General features: G+C 62.9%; 17 protein-coding genes, 1 tRNA gene and 1 pseudogene. 10 read left to right on the top strand and 9 right to left on the bottom strand.

Translation table 11 applies throughout. From position 1 onward, the window contains the following. Positions 1–80: 80 nt before the first annotated feature. From rlmB to MGMSRV2_RS00060, 7 genes are all read left to right on the top strand, one after another. On the top strand, positions 81–926 hold the full coding sequence (gene rlmB / locus MGMSRV2_RS00090; protein ID WP_024078282.1) for a 23S rRNA (guanosine(2251)-2'-O)-methyltransferase RlmB: 846 nt from the start codon (positions 81–83) through the stop codon (positions 924–926). A gap of 34 nt (positions 927–960) precedes the next feature. Beyond that, positions 961–1,036: transfer RNA gene (locus MGMSRV2_RS00085), tRNA-Thr, on the top strand. Between the two features lie 418 nt (positions 1,037–1,454). Continuing rightward, positions 1,455–2,060, top strand: coding sequence for a biliverdin-producing heme oxygenase (locus tag MGMSRV2_RS00080; RefSeq protein WP_024078281.1), 606 nt, complete (start codon positions 1,455–1,457; stop codon positions 2,058–2,060). After that, the gene (locus MGMSRV2_RS00075) at positions 2,057–5,203 is read left to right on the top strand and encodes an ATP-binding protein (RefSeq protein ID WP_024078280.1); all 3,147 of its coding nucleotides are present in this window, start codon (positions 2,057–2,059) and stop codon (positions 5,201–5,203) included. The genes MGMSRV2_RS00080 and MGMSRV2_RS00075 overlap by 4 nt, the downstream gene beginning before the upstream one ends. Before the next feature lie 14 nt (positions 5,204–5,217). Then, entirely contained in the window at positions 5,218–5,610 is a 393-nt protein-coding gene (locus tag MGMSRV2_RS00070) for a response regulator (protein ID WP_144084248.1), read from the top strand. Positions 5,611–5,612: 2 nt separating this feature from the next. Beyond that, complete coding sequence (locus MGMSRV2_RS00065; protein ID WP_041633353.1) at positions 5,613–6,014, top strand: response regulator; 402 nt, start codon at positions 5,613–5,615, stop codon at positions 6,012–6,014. Between the two features lie 173 nt (positions 6,015–6,187). Continuing rightward, positions 6,188–6,631, top strand: a complete 444-nt coding sequence (locus MGMSRV2_RS00060; RefSeq protein ID WP_041633351.1) for a hypothetical protein — start codon at positions 6,188–6,190, stop codon at positions 6,629–6,631. 122 nt (positions 6,632–6,753) lie between these two features. Here MGMSRV2_RS00060 and MGMSRV2_RS00055 read toward each other — a convergent pair. The 5 genes and pseudogenes from MGMSRV2_RS00055 to MGMSRV2_RS22110 all read right to left on the bottom strand — a co-directional run bounded on the left by MGMSRV2_RS00055 (position 6,754) and on the right by MGMSRV2_RS22110 (position 11,453). Then, positions 6,754–7,715 (bottom strand): IS630 family transposase gene (locus tag MGMSRV2_RS00055; RefSeq protein ID WP_144084247.1). Its coding sequence is split into 2 segments (ribosomal slippage): positions 6,754–7,367 and positions 7,367–7,715, totalling 963 coding nucleotides; the frame shifts between segments, so codons are not numbered across the junction. Between the two features lie 281 nt (positions 7,716–7,996). Next, positions 7,997–9,796 (bottom strand): DUF927 domain-containing protein, encoded by a 1,800-nt coding sequence (locus MGMSRV2_RS00050; RefSeq protein WP_024078274.1) that lies wholly within the window; start codon positions 9,794–9,796, stop codon positions 7,997–7,999. A 622-nt stretch (positions 9,797–10,418) separates the two neighbouring features. Continuing rightward, positions 10,419–10,799 carry an IS66-like element accessory protein TnpA gene (gene tnpA, locus MGMSRV2_RS22115; RefSeq protein WP_277911722.1) on the bottom strand — a complete coding sequence of 127 codons (381 nt, stop codon included), beginning with the start codon at positions 10,797–10,799 and terminating at the stop codon, positions 10,419–10,421. A gap of 102 nt (positions 10,800–10,901) precedes the next feature. After that, positions 10,902–11,201 (bottom strand): annotated as a pseudogene (locus MGMSRV2_RS00040) (transposase); the annotation flags it as partial. A gap of 117 nt (positions 11,202–11,318) precedes the next feature. Continuing rightward, positions 11,319–11,453: a hypothetical protein gene (locus MGMSRV2_RS22110; RefSeq protein WP_277911489.1), complete on the bottom strand. Its 135-nt coding sequence runs from the start codon at positions 11,451–11,453 to the stop codon at positions 11,319–11,321. Positions 11,454–11,947: 494 nt separating this feature from the next. Here MGMSRV2_RS22110 and fusA point away from each other — a divergent pair, with 494 nt between their 5' ends. From fusA to MGMSRV2_RS00025, 3 genes are all read left to right on the top strand, one after another. Further along, complete coding sequence (fusA, locus tag MGMSRV2_RS00035) at positions 11,948–14,095, top strand: elongation factor G (protein WP_024078269.1); 2,148 nt, start codon at positions 11,948–11,950, stop codon at positions 14,093–14,095. A gap of 375 nt (positions 14,096–14,470) precedes the next feature. Continuing rightward, a complete protein-coding gene (locus MGMSRV2_RS00030) occupies positions 14,471–14,752 on the top strand; it encodes a hypothetical protein (RefSeq protein ID WP_024078267.1) in 282 nt (93 codons plus the stop codon). A 212-nt stretch (positions 14,753–14,964) separates the two neighbouring features. Further along, a complete protein-coding gene (locus MGMSRV2_RS00025; protein ID WP_024078266.1) occupies positions 14,965–16,305 on the top strand; it encodes a ferredoxin reductase family protein in 1,341 nt (446 codons plus the stop codon). Between the two features lie 53 nt (positions 16,306–16,358). Here MGMSRV2_RS00025 and gyrB read toward each other — a convergent pair whose 3' ends face one another. The 4 genes from gyrB to dnaA form a co-directional block, all read right to left on the bottom strand. Continuing rightward, entirely contained in the window at positions 16,359–18,788 is a 2,430-nt protein-coding gene (gyrB, locus tag MGMSRV2_RS00020) for a DNA topoisomerase (ATP-hydrolyzing) subunit B (RefSeq protein ID WP_024078265.1), read from the bottom strand. A 9-nt stretch (positions 18,789–18,797) separates the two neighbouring features. Continuing rightward, positions 18,798–19,934, bottom strand: a complete 1,137-nt coding sequence (recF, locus tag MGMSRV2_RS00015) for a DNA replication/repair protein RecF (RefSeq protein WP_041633857.1) — start codon at positions 19,932–19,934, stop codon at positions 18,798–18,800. Between the two features lie 11 nt (positions 19,935–19,945). Beyond that, positions 19,946–21,064: a DNA polymerase III subunit beta gene (dnaN, locus tag MGMSRV2_RS00010; RefSeq protein ID WP_024078263.1), complete on the bottom strand. Its 1,119-nt coding sequence runs from the start codon at positions 21,062–21,064 to the stop codon at positions 19,946–19,948. A gap of 67 nt (positions 21,065–21,131) precedes the next feature. Next, positions 21,132–22,514: a chromosomal replication initiator protein DnaA gene (gene dnaA, locus MGMSRV2_RS00005; protein WP_024078262.1), complete on the bottom strand. Its 1,383-nt coding sequence runs from the start codon at positions 22,512–22,514 to the stop codon at positions 21,132–21,134. Between the last annotated feature and the right edge of the window lie 29 nt (positions 22,515–22,543).

Here is a 22,543-nt window from a genome sequence, read left to right as displayed (position 1 = left end):
GGAGAGCCGAAATATGGGAATTTTCGCGGCCTTGTCAACACGAAAAAGTAAGGCTACATGATTGTTCCGAAGGAGACACCATGAACCACCGGGAATCCCGCCATAAATCCGCCCCGCGCCGCGACCCGGCCAAAGGCGGCGAACGTCCCGCCAAACTGCCGTCAAACCAGCTTTGGCTGTATGGCGCGCACGCGGTGTTAGCGGCCCTGGCCAATAAAGAGCGAAAAATCCGCCGCATCGTGCTGACGGCGGAGGCGCTGCGCAGCCACGCGGCTTCCATACAGCGCGCGCGCGCCTTGCGTCCGCTGCCGGGTGAGGAAACGACCGAGCGGCAGGAACTGGACCGCCTGCTCCCCCCCGGCGCCGTGCACCAGGGGATCGCCGTTCTGGCCGAGCACCTGGACAGTCCCGGCATCGAGGACATCGGCCGGCTGGCGCAAAATCGTGATCACGCGGTGGTGATGGTGCTGGATCAGGTCACCGACCCGCACAATGTGGGCGCCATCTTGCGTTCCGCCGCCGCCTTCGGCGCCCTGGCGGTGGTGGTCACCGACCGCCACAGCCCCGAGGAAACCGGCACCCTGGCCAAATCGGCCTCGGGCGCGCTGGAAGTGATGCCGCTGGTCCGCGTCACTAACATGGTCCGCGCCCTGGAGCAGTTGAAGGAGGCCGGTTTCTGGACCGCCGGCTTGGCCGGCGAGGCGACGCAAACCCTGGCCCAGGCCAAATTGTCCGGCAAGATCGCCCTGGTCATGGGGGCGGAAGGCGAAGGCCTGCGCCGGCTGACGCGCGAACATTGCGACCATCTGGTCAAACTGCCCATGAGCGATCTGGTGGAAAGCTTGAACGTGTCGAATGCCGCCGCCATCTCGCTTTACGAACTGGCCCGCGATCAAGACCTTGCAGTGCCGCCCGCTTCCCACTAATTTCCCATCGCCTTTAGCGTCGTCTGGACGCCGCGCCGGTTTAGCTCAGCTGGTAGAGCACCTGATTTGTAATCAGGGGGTCGCGGGTTCGAACCCTGCAACCGGCACCATTTCCCCTAATTTTTTCAACGGGTTGCGACAGCGCGGCCGCGCCCTGAAGCGCGTTGCGCCGCCTTGTCCCCCGCCAGTCCCCCTTTATGCCCCGGCGCTGGGGTAGGTGGGCTGGTGGGCGCTTCGCTGCTGCGCGCGAAGGCGCGGTCATGGCAGGCGACCGAACCTGACCCATAGCGGGCATCCAGAGGGCACCGCGCGCCATGGCTTCCGAGACTGTCAAGCAGGGGCATTGCACATTCGCCATCCCAAATGGCGGTGGGTATCTCGCACTAAACACCTTTAGTTCTAGTTTTTGAGAGCAGGACGGCTGACAAAGGTCTATTGCCAGGCCGAGGGCCTCGCCGTATGATCTGCGCTCGTCACTGGGGAGTGGTAGCCTGCAACGCTCCATCAAAACTACTGCCTAGGTTGCACATGGATGCTTGGCTGCAACTTCGCTCTGCCACCCGAAGTGCCCACGAAGCGATGGAGCGTTTGCCGCGGCTCGCCCGCCTGTTCGCCGACGATTACCGCCGTGATGAGCTAGCCGCGCTGTTCCGCAGCCTGCTGGCCGTCCATGAGCCGCTCGAGGCAGCGCTGGCCGGGACCCCCGAGGCCGTTGCAATCGGCTATTGCCCCCGCTCACCATTGTTGGTCTCCGGTCTCGTCCGGCTGAGCGGCGGCGCAGGAATCTTCCCGCCATCCGTTCCGATACCCGCCTACCCATCGTCGGCATCCCGCATCGGGGCCTTCTACGTGATCGAAGGATCGATCCTCGGCGGTCAGGTCATCCGACGGCGGCTGGTGGAGCACTTCGGTGAAGACATCGCCGAGGCGCTCGCCTTCTACAGTCCCTATGGTGACGACGTCGGGGGGCAATGGATCCGGTTTCGCACGGTGCTGGCGCGGATAGTCGACGACAACGTGGCGATCCGCGAAGCCGAGTCGGCCGCCATTGCCACTTTCTCTGCTATTGGCGCACAGCTTGCTGGTCTTGAGGCCGTGGACAAACCGCACTGTATTCACAGGGGTAGTCGATGACTGTTTCCAACGTTGAGCGAACCGATCGCTGCGAGCAGGAAGCCATTCATGCGCCAGGACAGATCCAGCCCCATTGCGCCCTGTTGTGTCTGCGCTCTGCCGATCTGACTATCCTTGCGGCTAGCGCCAATTTCACAGCCCTGACGGGATGGCCCGCCACGGCCGGCATGCCGCTGGATGATTGCCTGCCGGTTGAGATATGCGCCAACATCCGTCGCTGGGGGGGCGAAGGACTCCACGCGGCTGACCTCTCCCTGTCGCTTCCAGGTGGGGCGCTGCCCCCCTTCGGGGCGCGGGTGAGTGTGCATCGCAAAGGGGATCGGGTGTTCTGCGAGATCGAACCCCATCTGGCGGTGGATGTCCTCGCCGAGGGCGCCAAGTTCGAGGAATTTCTCGCCTTTGTCCAGCGGGTTGTCGCGGAGATCCGCGATGCCGCCACGCTAGAAACCTTGGCCAAGCTGGTCGCCGACGGGGTTCGTCGGATAACCGGCTTCGAGCGAATCCTGGTCTACCGCTTCGACCAAGAGGGTCATGGCGAGGTGGTCGGCGAGAGCAAGGTCGCCGATTGGGACGAAGAGTTCCTAGCGTTTCATTTCCCGGCCGCCGACATTCCGCCTCAGGCCCGTGCCCTCTATTTGGAGGCGCCGCCCAGGCTGGCACCGGACCGAGATTATGTTCCGGTCGATATGGTGCCGGCGGTGGATCCCGAAAACGGCCGGCCATTCGACCTCGGCCGGTGCCACTGCCGCAGCCTCTCTCCCATCCACCGCCTCTACCAAAAGAACCTTGGCGTCAACGGATCCATGTCGACCTCGGTCATCGACGGTGGGCACCTCTGGGGCCTGATCGTTGGGCACCACCGCGCCCCGCATCGGGTGGCTATCTGGATTCGGCCGCTAGTCGAGATGCTGACCGACGCCTTTAGCATGCGCCTTCGTGCCACAGAAACCATAGATGAAAAGGAAGCGCGCGCCGTTCATGTGGCGTTGCACGCCCGGCTTTTAGAGCAGATAGCCGGTGCCGAAAATTTCATTACGCCGCTGTTAAACGGGGCGGTTAGGCTCACTGACGTATTCTTCGCCTCCAGCGGTGCTGCGGTGATCTATGAGGAAGACCACAGCGTTCCGACAAAAATACTCGCCGTCGGGGACGCCCCACCGGAGGATGCCATCTCCCGCCTCGCCCGCTATTGCAAGGACAATGCGGTCGATGGGGTCTTCGCCAGCCAGTGCATCTCAATGGAAGTGGAAGAGTTCACCGCCTACACCGCGACCGCCAGCGGCGTCTTGGCCATCGCAGTGGGAGACGCTGGCCAGGACATGATCCTGTGGTTCCGCCCGGAACAAGTTCTGGTCAAAGTGTGGGCCGGCGCCACACCCAGCGACGTCGACCGTCAGAAGCAATCTGGCAACTATTTTCCCCGCGAGTCTTTCGCCCGCTGGGTCACTGAGCAGCGCGGCCATTCCCGGCCCTGGCCGCAATGGAAGATCGATATCGCCCGGTCGCTGCGCACCGCCCTGAACGACGTGGTTTTGCGGCAAATGCGCACTATCCGCGTGCTCAACACCCAACTTGCCGAGAGTTCAGAGGCGAAATCCCGCTTTCTTGCCAATATGAGCCACGAAATCCGCACACCGATGAACGGCATCATCGGCATGACCCATCTGGCCCTTGCAGCCGAACTCCCGCCACGTCAGCGCGAAAACATCGAGACGATCCAGCGCTCGGCGCAGCGCCTAATGGGGATTATCAACGATGTACTCGATTTCTCGAAGATCGAGGCCGGGCAGTTGGTGATCGATCGCGGCGTGTTTGACCTTCAGCGCCTGCTCGACGACACCGTCGCCGTGGTCGCCGACCGGGCTAAGGCGAAGGGCCTGAAGATCTTCTTTCAGATCGAACGGGCGCTGCCTCGCTGCCTCGTCGGCGATGCGTTGCGGCTTGGCCAGATGCTGCTCAACTACGTCAACAACGCAGTCAAGTTCACCGAAGCTGGCCGGATCACCATCAGCGTGGAGATGGAAGAGGAGAACGCCGCAGGCATCATGCTGCGGGTGTCGGTGAGCGACACTGGCATCGGCCTCACAGCGGAGCAGCAGGCAGGGCTGTTCCAGTCGTTCCAGCAGGCCGACAGTTCGACCACCCGCCGTTTCGGGGGCACCGGCCTCGGACTAGCCATCACCAAGCAGCTGGCCATCCTGATGGGCGGCACCGTCGGGGTGAGCAGTGCCCCCGGCCAAGGCAGCACCTTCTGGTTCACGGTGCGAGTGGAAGCCAGCAGCGAGGAAGACTTGGCCGCCGAGCCGGGGGGCCCATCGTCCGGCGTCCTTGGCACTGACTTCGCCATTCTGGGCGGGACCAAAGTGCTGCTGGTCGAAGACGACGCCACCAACCAAATCGTGGCCAAGGGGCTACTGGAGGCGGCGGGTATGGCGGTCGATATCGCAGGCGACGGCGCTACCGCCATTTCCATGGTCGAGGACCACCCCGGCTACGAGATCGTTCTGATGGACATGCATATGCCGGTGATGGACGGCCTGGAGGCGACGTCCCGGCTAAGGGCGCAGCCCCGCTTCGCCGAGCTTCCCATCATTGCCATGACCGCCAACGCCATGGGACAACACCGGAGACAATGCCACGACGCCGGCATGGATGACTTTATCACTAAGCCGTTCGACCCGGACCAGCTCTATGCGATCATTCAGAAATGGGTGACTGGCGTCGGCGATGGGGAGCTCGCCAACACGCCGTCCACCCGGTCACAGGTGGGTGGCGGTCTGCACATCCCATCCTCCATTGCCGGCCTCAACGTCCGGGCCGGATTGCGCCGGGTGGCGGGACTGCGGGCGCTGTACCTTCGTTCCCTGCGCAGTTTTGCCGACCAGCAGGCCGATGTGGTCGAGCGGCTGCGTCGCTCCTTGGGCAAGGGCGACCGGGAGTGGTCCAGCCGCCTAGCCCACTCATTGAAGGGCGCGGCTGCGATGATCGATGCCGGCGAGGTCCAAGTATTAGCCGCAGCGATCGAGGCGGCGATCGATGGCGGCGAAACAGCTGGCGTGGCCGAGCAAGTTGACCGCCTGGAGGCCACTCTGGTGCCCACGCTCGGTGCCATTCGTGCCGCCATAGACAGCAATGAACAGTGAAGGAGGACAGTGATATGGCTTTGAAGCGGGCTGTGATCGTTGAGGACATTCGCCAGATCCGGGATCTGGTCCACATCGCACTGAACAGCTTCGGAATCGACGACATCGCCGAAGCCGGCAACGGCGAGGAGGCATTGGCCGCGCTCAGGGACGGCGGCGCCGACATCGTCATCATGGACTGGAAGATGGAGGTAATGGACGGGCTCGAATGCGCCCGACGCATTCGGGCGGGGATCGACGGGATCAACCCCCGACTGCCGATCGTCCTGCTAACATCCATGGGCGGCAAGGAGTCCGAGGCTGCCGCCTATGCGGCTGGAGTCGACCATTTCATGGAGAAGCCGTTCTCCCTCAGAAGCCTGAATGCCGGCGTGGCCAAGGTTTTGGGGCTCGCGGCCGCGCGGTGACAATGGCTGGAGCGGGCCGCCGCGCCGTCGTCGTCGAGGACGACGAGCAGATGCGGATCATCATCAGGACAGTCCTTGAGATGCTCGAGATCACCGACATCATAGAGGTCGGCGATGGCGACGCGGCGGTTTCGGCCCTGCAGGGCGGCAACGTCGATGTCGTCGTGATGGACTGGATGATGCCCGGTATGAACGGATTTGATTGCACGCGGGTGATCCGCTCAGGAGCGGTCGTCGGGCTCGATCCGAACGTGCCGATCGTCATGCTGACCGCGGTCACAGGTAGCGCAGAAAGGCGTGCGCTCGAAGCCGGTGCCAACATTTTCCTGAACAAGACCGCGTCGGTCAGGCGTCTGTTCGCCGAGATCAAGGGCGTTTTGGCGAGCAGCCCACACTGTCCCTGAAGCGAACTATTGGAGCCGTGGGCGCGCCTGATGGAATTTGGATGACCTGAGCAAAGCGATCACCAAGTTGAGGAACCAGCGGATCACCTGACCGCCGATACCAGCAAAATGGGGTAACGCCCGCCCGCATCAGACCCTTAAGATTCCCATGATCCAGGCGCCAGAACCGCCTGATGACCATTGATCCAATCAGCCCTACCGGTTTCACACCGGTGGGGCTTTTGCTTTTCTGGAGCCAAGCCATGACCACCCCCACACCGGACGGCAGCGATGCCGCCCCGCCCATCGCTATGCTTGCGGCGAAGTGCTGCGACCCCGGCGTCTCCCCCCGCGTCACCGTCATCGACTTCGCCGCCGTCTTGTCCGGCGGACCTGAGGTGCGCCGCGCGGCAACACCGACCGGCCCGGTGGTCGTGGTCAGCCACTTTGTCGCACAGGGCGTCCTGGGTGCGGCGGCGCACCACGGGCATTGCGGGGCTATGGTCGAGCGGGAGTACGTCGAAGAGGCCGTTGCCGCCCTGGGCGGGCTGATGGATGGCGCACCGGTCGAGCGCATCCTGGCCTTGCTGGGCGAGGCCGCCCGGCGAGGTCGGAACCGAGAACGACAAGACGCCTGAAACAGGCCGTTGGCAGTCCCGGGCCCGACCGTCGGCCGACGCGAGAGGCACGCAGGACCAGACCGCCACATCACATGGAGCCCCAGCGCCGACGGGTGCTGGGGCTGCCGTCTAGAGCATTTTCACATCGAGCGTCCATATCCGTCGTGGGCGAAGAAATTGGCGCATTCCTCGGGCGGAAACAGGTCGATGAGTTTTCCGATCACGTCCCATAAGGTGTTGATGGTGCGGGCTTGCGCCTTTCGCAGCAGGCTCTTGAGCTTGGCGAAGGCGAGCTCGATGGGATTGAGGTCTGGGGAGTAGGGCGGCAGATACCGCAGGGTGGCCCCTCGGGCTTCGATGAGTTGCTTGACCCCTGCCACCTTGTGGGCGGGCAGATTGTCCATTACGACGATGTCGCCGGGCCGCAAGGTCGGAGCCAGGACCTGCTCGACATAGGCCAGGAAGATCGCGCCATTCATCGCCTTGTCGATGACGAAGGGGGCGGAGATTCCGTCATGCCGGAGCGCCCCGACGAAGGTGGTCATTTTCCAATGACCGTGCGGCACCGCAGCCAGCAGCCGCTGACCGCGCGGCGCCCGTCCGTAGCGCCGGGTCATGTTGGTCGATGCCCCGGTTTCATCAAGGAAGACCAAGCGGGTTGGGTCCAGCGCCGGCTGCTCGGCTCGCCAGGCGATGCGTCCTTCGGCTACGTCGGGACGTTCCTGCTCGGCAGCATGCGCACTCTTTTTTTCAGACTGAGGTCGAGCCGCTCAAGCGTGTTCCACAGGCCGCCGACGCTGATCGACACGCCCAATTCGGCCAGAACCCAGGCGCGCAACTCAGCCAGCGTGGCATCGGGCTCGACCTTGATCTGCGCCTGCAACGCCTCAAGGTGAGCCGCCAGCTTCTGTCCTGGCCGCCCAGGCCGTGGCTTCACCGTCGTCTCGCCGGTGGCCCGGCGGCGGCCTTGGGCCTTGTAGATGTACGAAACGCTCACCCGGAACAGCGGCGCCACCTCGTAGGCGCTCATGCCGCTGTCCACAGCCGCCAAAACTCTATCGCGCAAGTCCTGAGAATAGGACTGCCCTGAGCGCCACGTCATCGCATCATCCTCGGGAGCGTTGTTACCGAAGATGTTGAATCACAAAATGACCTCAGGGGGAATCCTCTACCGATTCCGCTCGGCGTGAAACCGCTCTAAGACCGTCCGTCCCAGCCACATCGGCTTGGCCAAAGCACGCAACGGCGAGCATCATTCTCTCCGCGGCTAAACGTCTGCTTTCTACATGTCGCTGACGGAGGGGCACCGGCCTCGCCAAAGTTGACGGCATGGCGTAATTGGTGAGGTGGAAGGCCCCGATAGGGCCTTCCGCGCGCCATGATCTACGCAGCCACCTCTGTTTCTGCCTGGTTTGCACCCATCAGGCGGCCATAGTCGATAGCATAGAACCTGCCCTTGGTGATGTTCATGCTTGCGATAGTCACCCGGTAGGTGAGTTTGTCGCGGGCTTCTGTCCTCAACATTCCGTGTGACCGGATGACCTTGGCAGCTTGATTGATGGGGGTGTTTCCGCACGCTTCGCGCATACCAACTTCGTCCAGCAGCAGCAAGCCACGATGCAACAAGCCGCGACGGGGCATGTTAGCACGCCTGGGTTGCCCTGCCGGCGCATCGGTGCTGATGATCTGGCTACGGTACCGAAGAACGAAGTCGCGCAATCCCTCTAATACCGTCTCTTCGTCCGATTCTCGCGGCATATTGGTCAGCCACGCTTCGACGGTATCGGTCAGTGCCATCACGAACTCGTCGTTCGTTAAGGGCAGAATGTCCAGGGCGATGGCGGTAAGGCCAACACCGCAGAGAAAGCCGAAGCGGCGGAGTGCGCGTTTGGTGGCTGGGGTAAGGGTGAACCCTTTTTCAGCCAAATCAGCCAAAAGCAGTTCGTGGTAGTGCTTCACATCATCGGCGAAGTGTTGTTCGAGCGTTTTCTTGGTCTGGAAAGCCGTCAGCATCTCTTGGGCGAAGGCCGGACCGGCACTGCCATAGCACTTCCCCAGATTTTGCTTGAGGGCTTCAGCATGGGTGCGCCGCTCATCTGCTGAGAGATTATCCCTGATGGGAAGCTCCCCCACGGGGACGTCCAGCATACGGATCAGTTCGCCTGTCTTGGCCGTGCGCTGCTCCACCTCCTGGATACGTTCCGCCATGCCGATCTCTCCAGACGACAGCACCAGGGTCGACCACTTGTGTTGTTTCCGTGCTTCCCCGGTTTCGGTCATGCGGAACTTGCCTTGACCGCCCACGCAATTGTAGATGCTGATGGCCGCTTCCACGTTGGAGCCCAGTTCGTCGATGGCCATGCCCATGCCGTTGTAGGCTGCCATCATCGCTTCCATGCCGTTTGCTGTGCTGTTCCATCGCTCGATCAGCCCTGCGCGACCAGCGCCATACTGGGGGTCGGATCCACATCCCCACACCGAAGCGAAGCCTTGCAGGGCAAGGGTTTTGCCGGTGGAGGATGGTCCATACAGGTTGAGGCCGAAGTTATCGATCCCGGCAGCATTGAGAAAGGGAGCGCCGAGAGACGCCACGCACGCCAGGACCAGACCTGTGTTGCCCTTCATACCAGCGATGTGGGCCTTCCACTCTTCGAGAGTGCCTGCCTGTTCGTACGCTTTATGGGCAGGGGTTGTAATCTTCGGCTGGAACAAGATGGGTCCAACCTGTTCGGCCTCACTGGCGTTCGGGTAAAGTGTAATTCCGGGCAGCAGGAAGCCGAGGCGCTCCTCGCCATTGGCGCCAGGATGGCTGAACAAACCCAGACGGTCCATGATCCGCACGATGGGCAGGTCGTCGAGTGCAGCGCATTGCACAAGATAGGAGGCAAAGATTCCTTGAGAGCCCGGGGCGATGATCAAGCCGCCGTTGGCCAACTGGCTCACGTACTCGCGTTGGTTCAGCCAACTGATAAAGGGAATCTGGTGGGTCTTCCAGATGCCGTCCGGGTTCAGGTGCGCGACCAACAGGGTCCAACTCTCGCTGGCGAAGTCTCGCCCCCTTGCCAGAGCGATGGTCGGGGTCGCTGTGATGCGGCTTTTATCGTAGTAAACACCGTCACAGGCGACGGTGAAGCCGGCAGGCGTAATGGCCTGGGTGATGTCGGTGGGGATGAGATTGTGCATGTGTGATCCTTGCCGTCGAGTTCCATCGTCCGCTCGGCATTGCCGGCGGCTAGAAGCTGCACTCGGATCGAAACCTGTGTGATCTCTGGGATCACCGCTGACGATGTTGCTTGGGGGGCGGCAAGGATCTTTTTCGGGTTCGCACCAGCTTTGCCAAAGGCGCCACTGGCGAGATGACAGCCGTCCAATAGAATAGGGTGCCCAACCACGCACACATCTGGTCGCTCAAGCAACGATCTTAATGCTGCGTATTCATTAAAGCACGCACCTCGTAGCTCCGTCAAGATGGATATTGACCGTCACCCCAGGAATTTCCACGGACCTTCCCCCGGGTGGAAGAGGCTGCTGTGCTGGCGCCATTTGAGCTTCCCCGGTTTCCCCGGTTTCCCCGGTTTCCCCGCCCCCGGCCTGCACATGGGCAAGGTATCCGGGCCCACTCAGGAGCAGGCGGCCAGCCTCTCTCTGTACGCGGAAACCGGGGGAACCAGGGATCGCCATGAGGATCAAGGCCTGCCTGTGTATCTTGCTGGGGAAAGGGCCGTGGAACGTTGCGGGATGCAGTTGACGGCACCCACCGTCAAAAGAGGGAAGCGAGCTCTCCGGACCCCGGTCCGCGCGGAGATCACGCCACGCTCCGAACCGCGCCCAGCACGCGGCGCAGCGTTGCCTCATCGGTCAGGGGCGGAACCCGCACTGTCGCCACACCTATGACAATTTCGATCGGCCCACTCGGCGGTGCGGCGACGATCGCCTCCGGCGCCGCCGTCACCGTAATCGGCACGAAAGCGGACAGCGGCTCCGACACCCCCATCGCCGACCGAAATTCTCGCCGCCAGCTGGACAGTTGGTTCGGATGCAGGCCATGCCGCCGCGCCACCGCATTGACCATCGCATTCGGCGTCAGGCTCTCTGCAACGATCCGCGCTTTCTGCTCAGGCGTCCAGCGCCGACGCCGCTCCGGGCCGGTCAGAACCTCGGCACGACGGCAAGTTTGCTCAGTAATTTGCAAATTACTTGGGTAACAATCCACCGTATCCTCCCTCTCTGGGAGGCGATTCAGCCAGATGCCGACAACCCGATCAATGTGCGGTCAGCTTGTCGCTTACGTATCAACGCCGTATCCGGCATCGGCCAGCACCACTCCCGGCGCCACGCCCTCGGCCAGGGCAGCGCGGACCTGCTCCAGGGCGATCTGCGGCTTGGTGCGGAATGTGACGTCGTCGGGCACGCCCGCCCTGTGGCGCCGCGCCGGGTCCGATGCCCAGCCCTCGGGCAGATAGAGGCGGTAGGCGATGGGCAGGCTGGCATGGTCATTGGCTACCGACAGCGTCACCGCCACCTGTCCGAGATGATGACCCGATACGGGGGCCATCCCGTCCTGCTGGACGCCGACCATAGCCCTGCCGTCGCCTCCCTGGTGCCGGAACTGGCCGAAGCCAGCCTGCTGGACCTGACGCCCTTCTTCCCAACCAAGCCCAAACTGCCCTAATCATCCCCTTCCTCCCCCGAAAGCGGTCCACAGCTAGAAACGCACCGTCCCATGGTCCGGGCAGTGTGACGGCGATTTTTCGCTGTGGACCAGCCCGGTGCGCAGCAAACCCTGACCTTTCAGGCCGTTCTCGACCATGGCCATGGTCGCCATGTCGGCTTTCGTCATGGCGGGTCTTTCAGTCCCTAACCGAGTGTGGTCCCCGGCTAGTCCCCGGGGGATGGTGGTGGACGGTAATAGGGTCAGTGTGGTAATGGGGGGCAAGCCGACCGATGCATACATAGGATCGCGGCAGAACACAGCTCGTGGTCATGCCCTTTGGGCATGAGGTGATCGTTCGGTTCCTCGATTTTGTAATCAGGGGGTCGCGGGTTCGAACCCTGCAACCGGCACCAAGCTTTTCAAGGGCTTAGCGTTCATTCGCTAGGTCCTTGAGCATTTCAGAGGTCAATATAGGGTAACAAAACTTAGGTAACTTTGGCGGAAGAGATGGCTCGATCCGCGACGATTTCGGAGCGCGCACCACCCCCATGTCGCCAAAATACCACTTGCACCATCTTTAAATCCGCATTAGCCACCTCGGCTGGGTTGTGGAACGGAAGATATTTCCGTAAGTTTCGCACCAACCGAGTCGTGTTCGACCTTAACGCATTGGAATAATTATGGCCCGTTCCACCCCACTTGAAGACATCCGCAACATCGGGATCATCGCTCACGTCGACGCGGGCAAGACCACGACGACCGAGCGCATTCTCTATTACACCGGTCGCAAGCACACGATCGTCGACATTCACGACACCAAGGACCTGAAGTCGTCGACCACGACCGACTATCTGGAGCAGGAACAAAAGCGCGGCATCACCATCCAGAGCGCCGCCGTCTCTGCATTTTGGCGTGACAAGAAGATCAACGTCATCGACACCCCCGGCCACGTCGACTTCACCATCGAAGTGAACCGTTCGCTTCGCGTCCTCGACGGTGCGGTGGTCGTGTTCGACGGCGTCGCCGGCGTCGAGCCGCAATCCGAAACCAATTGGCGGCTGGCCGACAATTACAACGTGCCGCGCCTTTGCTACGTCAACAAGATGGACCGCTCCGGCGCCAATTTCCGTCGTTGCGTCGATATGATTCGTAACCGCCTGGGCGCCCGCCCGCTGGTTTACCAAGTGCCGCTGGGGTCGGAAGACAATTTCCGCGGCATGGTCGACCTGGTCGAGATGAAGGCCCTGGTTTGGTTCACCGACGACAAGGACGCCCAGTGGGAAGTCTGGCCGGTCACCGACGACCTCGCCCAGAAACTCAACATCACGGTGAAGGAAGACCTCGACAGCCTGGCCGCCATTCCGGCGCTCCGCCAGGAACTGGTCGACACCGCGCTGGAGCAGGACGAAGCCTTGATGGAGGCCTATCTGGAGACCGGCGAAGACCCGACCCCGGATCAACTGCGTGCCTGCATCCGCAAGGGCACCCTCAGCAGCGCCTTCACCCCCGTCCTCTGCGGTTCCTCCTACAAGAACAAGGGCGTTCAGCAGGTTCTCGACGCCGTCGTCGATCTGCTGCCGGCCCCGACCGACGTCGAATCGATCAAGACCGTCGATGTCGACGGTGAACCCAATGGCGAACGCACCTGCTCGGACGACGAGCCCTTCTCCGCCCTGGCCTTCAAGGTCATCAACGACGCCTATGGCGCGCTGACCTTCATCCGCGTCTATTCCGGCGTGCTGACCAAAGGCGCCTCGGTCATGAACTCGACCCGCGGCAAGCGCGAGAAGATCGGCCGCATGGTCGAAATGTTCGCCAAGGAACCCCATCCGATCGAAGAGGCCCGGGCCGGTGACATCGTCGCGCTGGTGTCGTTGTCGGAAACCGAAACCGGCGACACGCTGTGCGATACCTCGAACCAGGTCATCCTGGAACGCATGCGTTTCCCCGAGCCGGTGATCAGCGTCTCGGTCGAGGCGAAGACCAAGAACGACCAAGAGAAGTTCGGCATGGCGCTCGGCAAGATGGTCCGCGCCGATCCCTCGCTGCGCCTGGAAACCGACCGTGAAACCGGTCAGACCATCCTGCGCGGCATGGGCGAATTGCATCTCGAAGTCACCCTCGACCGCATGCGGACCGAGTTCGGCGTCGAAGGCAACATGGGCAAGCCGCAGGTCGCCTATCGCGAAACCATCACCCAGAGCTTCACCCACACCTACACCCACAAGAAGCAGACGGGCGGTTCCGGCCAGTTCGCCGAAGTGAAGATCACCTTCGCGCCGCAAGAACGCGGTGAGGGCTTCAAGTTCATCGACGAAACGGTTGGCGGTTCGGTCCCCAAGGAATACGTGCCGTCGGTGGGTAAGGGCCTGGAGCTCCAGAAGGAAGACGGCGTGCTGGCCGGTTATCCGACCATCGATTTCAGCGCGACCCTGGTCGACGGAAAGTATCACGACGTCGATTCCAACGCGCTGACCTTCGAAATCGCCGCCAAGGCCTGCTTCCGTGAAGGCATCAAGCGTTGTGCGCCGGTGCTGCTCGAACCGATGATGAAGGTCGAAGTGGTTTCGTCCGAAGATTATCTGGGCGATATCATCGGCGACATCAACCGCCGTCGCGGCATGGTGCAGGGCCAGTCGGAGCGCGGCCACAACATCGCCGTCGAAGCGATCGTGCCGCTGTCCGAGATGTTCGGCTATATCGGCCATCTCCGTGGCATGACCTCGGGCCGCGCCTCCTACACCATGGAGTTCGCGCGCTATGAACCGGTGCCGAGGCAGGTAGCCGACGAGATCATCGCCAAGAATACGGGGGCGACCGCCTCCTAATCTCGAGATCTGAAAAGCTGAGGATGGGCCCCGTTCGCGAGAACGGGGCCCAATTCATTGGGGAAGCACCGGAGAGCGGAAGCCCGGCTCAGCTCTGTTGCGGAAATTGGGAAATCACAAATATCCGCCGATCATCACTGAAAAATAAATCACCAAAATCAACATATCAAAAACACACATTTCCAAAAAAATAACCCACACAACAATTGTCCAGTTTCCGACAATTGTGGCAAAGCATACAAATAATTGGCACTATTATATTTAATAGTACTAAGCATATTTACCGTATACTCTGTCATTGACGGCATACAATGATGTTGTGCCTGATCGGTGTGTCTGTCGCAATAAACGACATGACGCGCCATGGAGAATGACATGAGCAAATCCCAAGCCTTTTTCGACCGCCTTATCGTTGCCAGCCAGGGCGTCAGCAGCGCCGAGCGTCAGGCCGAAGCCCGGGTCAGAACCAACGATTTTTTCAATCTGGGCAGCAAGGAACTGAAGGGTGAGGGAGCCTTTGCCGCTGCCAAGGAAGCCGAGGCGGAAATCCAGGGATTGCGCGCCGCCGCCAGCCAGGATGGTAACGCCCCCCTGATCGAGGTCTACGATGCCGCCCTCACGGTTTTCACCACGGTGATCGCCAGCAAGGCCGCCTGAATCTTTCAGGACACGGCGATGAAAGGCCGCCTGACACCGGGCGGCCTTTTTGGTTCAGCCCCGGTTCAGCCTCCCCCCTCTATGCTGACGCTGAAACCTTCCGTTACCGAAGGTAGCGACCACCGACATCGGCGCGTTACAATCGTCGCCTAAGGTGACCGATATCCGGCAGCGCCGGAATATTCGACGTCATCAATCCGGGGAGAGGGAACGTGCAGAACATTCGGTTAGCGCTGTGGGGCCTGCTGCTGCTGCCCAGCACCCTCTGGCTGGCCATCGAGCCGCAAATCTTCAGCGCCGACAGCTATTTCGCCCTGCGCGGCTTTCTGGTGCAGTACAGCGGTATCATCGCCATGGCGGCCATGAGCGTGGCCATGATCCTGGCCCTGCGCCCACGCTGGCCGGAAAAGTGGCTGGGCGGCCTCGACAAGATGTACCGCCTGCACAAATGGCTGGGGATCACCGGTCTGGTCGCCGCCATCATCCACTGGCTGTGGGCGCAGGGAACCAAATGGGCGGTGGGCTGGGGCTGGCTGGAGCGTCCGCAGCGCGGCCCGCGCCCCATCCCCGACACGCTCATCGAGCAGACCTTTAACGCCTGGCGCGGTTTCGCCGAAGGCGTCGGCGAATGGGTGTTTTATGCCGCCGCCTTGCTGATCGTGCTGGCCTTGCTCAAGCGCTTCCCCTATCGCCTGTTCTTCAAGACCCATCGCCTGCTGGCCGTCGCCTATCTGGCCCTGGCCTTCCATGCGGTGGTGCTGACCAAATTCAGCTATTGGACCACCCCCCTGGGCCTGATCATGGCGGCCCTGATCGCTTATGGCAGTTGGGCGGCCGTCATCGTCTTGCTGCGCCGGGTGGCGGTGGACCGGCAGGTCAAGGGTAGCATCGCCGCCTTGCATTACTTCCCCGACATCCGCGTGCTGGAAGCCGAAATCGCCATCCCCCAGGGCTGGCCTGGGCACAAGGCCGGGCAATTCGCCTTCGCCACCTCCGACACAGCGGAAGGCGCCCATCCCTATACCATCGCCTCTGCCTGGAACCCCGCCGCGCCGCGCATCCGCTTCGTCGTCAAGGAGTTGGGCGACCACACCCAACGTCTGCGCCAGACACTAAAGGTGGGGCAAGAGGTCAAGATCGAGGGCCCCTATGGCTGCTTCACCTTCGACGATTCTTGCCCGCGGCAAATCTGGGTGGGCGGCGGCATCGGCATCACCCCGTTCATCGCCCGCATGCAGCATCTGGCGGCCAGCCGCCCGGACCAGCGCCAGGAAATCGACCTGTTCCACACCACCGCCGATTACGATGCCGAGGCCATTGCCCGGCTAAGCCAAGATGCCGAGGCCGCCGGCATCCGCCTGCATGTGCTGGTCGATGGCCGTGATGGCCGCCTGAACGGTGACCGCATCCGCCAGTTGGTGCCCGGCTGGCGCGAGGCCAGCATCTGGTTTTGCGGTCCGGCGGGGTTCGGACAAGCCCTGCGCCAGGATTTCGCGGATCACGGCTTGGCGGTGAAACGGCGCTTCCATCAGGAATTGTTTGCCATGCGGTAAAGAAAAAGGAGGGTGTCGCCACCCTCCTTTTTCATGCGGCGATTATGCCGATATCACACATCCAGATTGGACACCTTGAGCGCATTGGTCTGGATGAAGTCTCGGCGCGGTTCGACCACGTCGCCCATCAGGGTCGAGAACACCTCTTCCGCCTCGTCCACATGGGCGACCTTGACTTGCAGCAAGGTCCGCGCCTGCGGGTCCAAGGTGGTTTCCCACAGCTGTTCCGGGTTCATTTCCCCCAAGCCTTTATAGCGCTGGATGGAAATGCCGCGCTTGCCCTGTTCCATGATCGCCGTGACCAAGGCCACCGGGCCGTCGATGCGGGTTTCGCGTTCCTTCACCAGCAGGCTGGCGGCGATGGAGAAGCTTTCGCGCAGGGTCACCGCCAGTTCGGCCAGTTTGCGTGCCTCTTGCGAGCGCATGATGGCGGCGTCCAGGGTGTGGGTTTCGGTGACGCCGCGCAAGGTGCGGGCAAAGCACAGCCCCTCGCCTTCCGCCCACGTGCCGTGCCAGCCCTGTTCCAACTGGGTTTCCAGGCCGTTCAGACGCGCCGCCAGGGTTTCCGCCATGGCCGCCCCGGCCACCGCGTCGGTCAGCAGCGTCGGCGACAAGGCACCGGCGATAGCCGCCTGTTCCACCAGCTTCAAGGGCGCACGCCGGGTCAAGGGCGTCACCAGATTGCGCACGGTCCGCGCGGTTTCGGCCAAGGCGCGCAGGTCGGCGCCGCCCACCTGGGCGCCGCTGCCCAGGCGCAGCACCGCGTCGTTGAGACCGCCGTCGAGGAGATATTCCTCCATCGCCCGCTCGTCCTTCAGATAGACCTCGGATTGGCCGCGCTTGGCCCGATAAAGCGGCGGCTGGGCGATGTACAGATAACCGCGCTCGATGATTTCCGGCATCTGGCGGAAGAAGAAGGTCAAAAGCAGCGTGCGGATGTGGGAACCGTCGACGTCCGCGTCAGTCATGATGATGATTTTGTGGTAACGGGTCTTGTCGGCGTTGAAATCCTCGCGCCCGATGCCGGTACCCAGGGCGGCGATCAGGGTGCCGATTTCCGCCGAGGACAGCATCTTGTCGAAGCGGGCGCGCTCCACGTTCAGGATCTTGCCCTTCAATGGCAAGATCGCCTGATTGGCGCGGTTGCGCCCCTGCTTGGCCGAGCCACCGGCCGAGTCACCCTCGACGATGAACAATTCGGACAAAGCCGGGTCGCGTTCCTGGCAATCGGCCAGCTTGCCGGGCAGCGTGGCGATGTCCAGCACGCCCTTGCGCCGGGTCAGTTCGCGCGCCTTGCGGGCGGCCTCGCGGGCGGCGGCGGCTTCGACCACCTTGGTCACCACCTTGCGGGCTTCCTGCGGGTGTTCCTCGAACCATTCGGCCAGCTTTTCGCCGACGACGTTCTCCACCACCGGGCGCACTTCCGAGCTGACCAGCTTGTCCTTGGTCTGGCTGCTGAACTTGGGGTCAGGCACCTTGACCGACAGCACGCAGGTCAGCCCCTCGCGCATGTCGTCGCCGTTCAGCGCCACTTTTTCCTTTTTGGCGATGCCCGATTCGTTGGCGTAGGTGTTGATGGTGCGGGTCAGCGCGGCGCGGAAACCGGCCAGATGGGTGCCGCCATCACGCTGCGGGATGTTGTTGGTGAAGCACAACTGGGTCTCGTGGTAGCTGTCGCACCATTCCATCGCCACTTCCACGGTGATGCCGTCCTTTTCGCCCGCCACGGCGATGGGCGGGGCATGCAAGGCGGTCTTCGAGCGGTCGAGATAATGGACGAAGGCCTCGATGCCGCCTTCGTAATGCAGCTCGGTCACCACCTCTTCCGGATGACGTTGGTCGCGCAACCACAGCCGCACGCCGGAATTGAGGAAGGCCAGCTCGCGCAGGCGGTGTTCCAAGGTGGCGAAGTCGAATTCGGTCTTGGTGAAGATGGTGGTGCTGGGCAGGAAGGTTACTTCGGTGCCGCTTTTGTCGGACGGGCCGACCAGCTTCAACGGCGCCACCGCGTCGCCCATGTGGAACCGCATGGTGTGCTCGTGCCCCGAGCGCCAGATGCGCAGATCGAGGAATTCGGACAACGCGTTGACCACCGACACGCCGACGCCGTGCAGACCGCCCGACACCTTATAGGAGTTCTGGTCGAACTTACCGCCGGCATGCAGCTGGGTCATGATGACCTCGGCGGCGGAAACCCCTTCTTCCTTGTGGATGTCGGTGGGGATGCCGCGCCCGTTGTCGCGCACGGTGCACGAGCCGTCGGCGTTCAGCACCACTTCCACCAGATTGGCGTAACCGGCCAAGGCCTCGTCGATGGCGTTGTCGACCACTTCATAGACCATGTGATGCAGGCCCGAGCCGTCGTCAGTGTCGCCGATATACATGCCCGGCCGCTTGCGCACCGCGTCGAGGCCGCGCAATACCTTGATGGAATCGGCGCCATATTCTTCAGCAGTGGGGTTGGGGTTCACGGGCTCGGTCATGATGCTTCCTTAGGTTGCGGGTTGGACCGAGGCATCGGCCACCCGGAAAAACTGTGCTCTGTCACCCAGACCGGCGAACATGGATTCGTCGGTGCCGGTCATCCAGCTTTGGGCATTGAGCCCGGCCAGTTCGTCGAACAAGGCGAGACGGCGCGTCTCGTCCAGATGCGCCACCACCTCGTCCAACAGCAGAAGCGGCGCCAGGCCGCTTAATTCGGTCCTCACACGGGCCTGGGCCAGGACGATGGACACCAGAACCGCCTTTTGTTCCCCGGTCGAGCATTGCCCCGCCGGCATATCCTTGCCGCCATGGCGCACCGCCAGATCGGAACGGTGCGGCCCCAAGGTGGCGCCGCCGGCGGCGGTATCACGCCCACGCAGCCGCGCCAGAGCTTGGCGGAAACGCTCCTCGGCCTCGGCCTCGGGCAGGGTCGCCGCCCAATCCTCGATCTCGCCGCCCAGGCTGAGATGGGCAGCGGGAAAAGCGCCGATGCCCAACCGGCAAGCCGCATCCAGACGCGTCACCGCCGCCACCCGGGCCTTGGCCACCGCCACACCGTGGCGCGCCATGCCCTCTTCCAGCACCGTCAACCATTTGCCATCGGCACCGCCGGCCCGCAACAGCCGCGAGCGTTCGCGCATGGCATGTTCGTAAGCGCCTGACCGCGCCGCGTGACCTTCATCCTGCCCCAACACCAGCCGGTCGAGAAAACGCCTGCGACCGCCGGCACCTTCGATGAACAGCCGATCCATCGCCGGGGTCAGCCACAGGGCTGAAACCAGACCGGCCAGATTACGCGCCTTGGCCGGCTGGCCGTCGATGCGGATGGTCCGGCGCTCGGAAGCGCCTTCGCGCCCGGTACCGATTTCCACCTGCCCGGCCGGACCGTCGAGAACCGCCGCCACCGCCCAGGCCGGCGACAGGCTGCCGTGTCGTCCGACCTCGGCCAAGGCGGCCCGACGCATGCCCCGACCCGGGGCCAGGAAAGACAAAGCCTCCAACACATTGGTCTTGCCCGCCCCGTTGGCGCCGGTCAGCACCACCGGGCGGCTGTCGGTTTCCGTGCGCATGCGGACGTAACAGCGAAAGTCGGTCAAGGTCAGGCGGCGCACCGCCAGACGCGACGACAGTTCAGGTTGGTCCACGCTGTCGCCGGTCACACCCGCATGGGCATCAGGACATAGATGGCTCCGGCGTTGACGCCATCGCGCACCACGGTCGGGCTGGCTGCGTCGGCCATGGAGAAGCAGGCCTTGTCGCCCTCGACCTGCCCCAGGATGTCGAGCAGGTAGCGCGAGTTGAAGCCGATTTCCAACGGCGTCGACTCGTACTGCGCCTCGATTTCCTCGGTGGCGCTGCCGTTTTCCGGGCTCGAGGCCGACAGCGTCACCGTGCCCTTTTCCAAGGACAGCTTGATGGCCCGGCTTTTCTCGGTGGAAATGGCGGAAACGCGGTCCACCGCCTGGGCGAAGGACTTGACGTCCACGTCCAGTTGCTTGTCGTTGTCGGCGGGGATGACCCGTTCGTAATCGGGGAAGGTGCCGTCGATCAGCTTGCTGGTCAGCACCGCGTCGGCGAAGGCGAAACGCAGCTTGGTTTCCGACAGCGACACGGTGACTTCGCCCTCGGTCTCGTCGATCAGCTTGCGCATTTCCTGCACGGTCTTGCGCGGAATGATGACACCGGGCATGCCGGCGGCGCCTTCCGGCAGGGTCACTTCCACTCGGGCCAGACGATGGCCGTCGGTGGCCACCGCGCGCAGCACCTCGCCGCCGGGCGTGGTCGCCGCGTGCAGATAGATGCCGTTCAGATAATAGCGGGTTTCCTCGGTGGAAATAGCGAAGCGGGTGCGGTCCACCAGCGCCTTCAACTCGGCGGCGGTCAGGCAGAAGGTGAACGGCAGTTCGCCGCCCGACAGCACCGGGAAATCCTCGACCGGCAGGCACGACAGCGTGAACTTCGACCGCCCGGACCGCAGGGTCATCAGGCCGGTATCGGCATCGTGCTCGATTTCCACCTGGGATCCGTCGGGCAGCTTGCGGACGATCTCATAGAAGGTGTGGGCAGGCGCGGTGGTCGCCCCCGGACGCGACACGTCGGCGGGCGCCGTCTCGATGATGTCCAGGTCCATGTCGGTGGCGTTCAGGCTCAGGCTGCCGGGGCGGCCTTCCAGCTTGACGTTGGACAGGATCGGAATGGTGTTGCGACGCTCGACGACGCTTTGCACATGGGCCAGAGACTTCAGCAGCTGGGCGCGCTCAATGGTCAGTTTCATGGCGACGGACGGACCCCTCGTAAATGGCCCGGCAGTATATCACAGGGAATGTGGCGGCAAAGCCCTTTTACCCTTGCAGCATGCGCCGCAACAGCTCGACATCCTCGGAAAAGCCCTGATCGGAAGACCGCAGTTCCTCGATCTTCTTGACCGCGTGCATGACCGTGGTGTGATCGCGGCCACCGAACTTGCGCCCGATTTCCGGCAACGACCGGCTGGTCAGTTGCTTGGCCAGATACATGGCCACCTGACGCGGGCGGGCCACCTGACGCGACCGCCGGGCCGAGGACATTTCCGCCAGCTTGATGTTGAAGTGCTCGGCCACCCGCTTCTGAATTTCTTCAATGGTGATGCGGCGGTCCGACGCCTTCAACAGGTCGTGCAGCACGTCCTGGGTGCTTTCCAGGGTGATGGAACGGCCCACCAGCTGCGAATGGGCGATGACGCGATTGAGCGCACCTTCCAGCTCACGCACATTGCTGGTGATCTTGTGGGCGAGGAATTCCATCACCTTCTGCGGCACCACCGCGCCCATCTGCTCGGCCTTGGACTGCAAGATGCCCAGGCGCAGCTCGTAGGTGGTGGCATGCAGATCGGCAACCAGACCGGAATTCAGGCGCGAGCGCAGCCGGTCTTCCATGCCCTCCAGGTCGGACGGGCTTTTATCGGCGGAGATGACGATCTGGCGACCCTGGTCGACCAGGGCGTTGAAGGTGTGGAAGAACTCTTCCTGGGTGGCGTCCTTGCCGGCGATGAACTGCACGTCATCGACCATGAGGACGTCGACCGAGCGGAACTGCTCCTTGAACGACATGGTGTCTTGCGACCTGAGCGCCCGGATGAAGCGGTACATGAACTTTTCCGCCGATAGATACAGCACCCGCCGCGCCGGATTGTGTTCGCGGATGTGATGGGCGATGGCGTGCATCAGGTGGGTCTTGCCCAGGCCGACGCCGCCATAGAGAAACAGCGGGTTGAACGACACCGCGCTGGCCTCGGCCACCCGTATCGCCGCCGCATGGGCGAATTCGTTGGGCTTGCCGACGACGAAATTCTTGAAGGTGAAGCGGGGGTCCAACTGCGCCCCCAGCTCATCCACGTCCGCCGGGGCGCAAGGCGCCGCCGGGCGCGGACGCAACGGCGTCACATTGCTGGCCACCGCCTTGGCGGCGGCAGCGGCGGCGGCCGGCGCCGGTTCCAGCCCAGTCCGGTTGGCGACGACGATCTCGATGGCGTGCAAGGCCGGATTCTCCGCCCCCCACAGCGCCCGGATGCGCTCGCCATAATGGGTGGCGACCCAATCACGCATGAAACGGGTGGGCAACCCCAGGCGGACCATGCCGTCGGCGGCTTGATGCAGGGTGATCGGGCGCAGCCACGACCGATAGGCGGCGTCGCCCACCTCATCGCGCAAGCGCACTTTGATCCGATCCCATTCGGCGTTGATCATCGTATGCCCCCGAACATTGGACTCAAGAC

This window comes from Magnetospirillum gryphiswaldense MSR-1 v2 (assembly GCF_000513295.1).
Lineage (GTDB): Bacteria > Pseudomonadota > Alphaproteobacteria > Rhodospirillales > Magnetospirillaceae > Magnetospirillum > Magnetospirillum gryphiswaldense.
This window is presented reverse-complemented; position numbering and strand designations above follow the sequence as displayed.

Coding starts and splice junctions, on each gene's coding strand:
- MGMSRV2_RS00080 (WP_024078281.1), top strand. CDS start 1,455: ATGGATGCTTGGCTGCAACTTCGCTCTGCCACCCGAAGTGCCCACGAA.
- gyrB (WP_024078265.1), bottom strand. CDS start 18,788: ATGACCGAGCCCGTGAACCCCAACCCCACTGCTGAAGAATATGGCGCC.
- MGMSRV2_RS00060 (WP_041633351.1), top strand. CDS start 6,188: ATGACCATTGATCCAATCAGCCCTACCGGTTTCACACCGGTGGGGCTT.
- MGMSRV2_RS00075 (WP_024078280.1), top strand. CDS start 2,057: ATGACTGTTTCCAACGTTGAGCGAACCGATCGCTGCGAGCAGGAAGCC.
- fusA (WP_024078269.1), top strand. CDS start 11,948: ATGGCCCGTTCCACCCCACTTGAAGACATCCGCAACATCGGGATCATC.
- MGMSRV2_RS00070 (WP_144084248.1), top strand. CDS start 5,218: ATGGCTTTGAAGCGGGCTGTGATCGTTGAGGACATTCGCCAGATCCGG.
- dnaA (WP_024078262.1), bottom strand. CDS start 22,514: ATGATCAACGCCGAATGGGATCGGATCAAAGTGCGCTTGCGCGATGAG.
- rlmB (WP_024078282.1), top strand. CDS start 81: ATGAACCACCGGGAATCCCGCCATAAATCCGCCCCGCGCCGCGACCCG.
- MGMSRV2_RS00065 (WP_041633353.1), top strand. CDS start 5,613: ATGGCTGGAGCGGGCCGCCGCGCCGTCGTCGTCGAGGACGACGAGCAG.
- MGMSRV2_RS00030 (WP_024078267.1), top strand. CDS start 14,471: ATGAGCAAATCCCAAGCCTTTTTCGACCGCCTTATCGTTGCCAGCCAG.
- MGMSRV2_RS22110 (WP_277911489.1), bottom strand. CDS start 11,453: ATGACGAAAGCCGACATGGCGACCATGGCCATGGTCGAGAACGGCCTG.
- dnaN (WP_024078263.1), bottom strand. CDS start 21,064: ATGAAACTGACCATTGAGCGCGCCCAGCTGCTGAAGTCTCTGGCCCAT.
- MGMSRV2_RS00050 (WP_024078274.1), bottom strand. CDS start 9,796: ATGCACAATCTCATCCCCACCGACATCACCCAGGCCATTACGCCTGCC.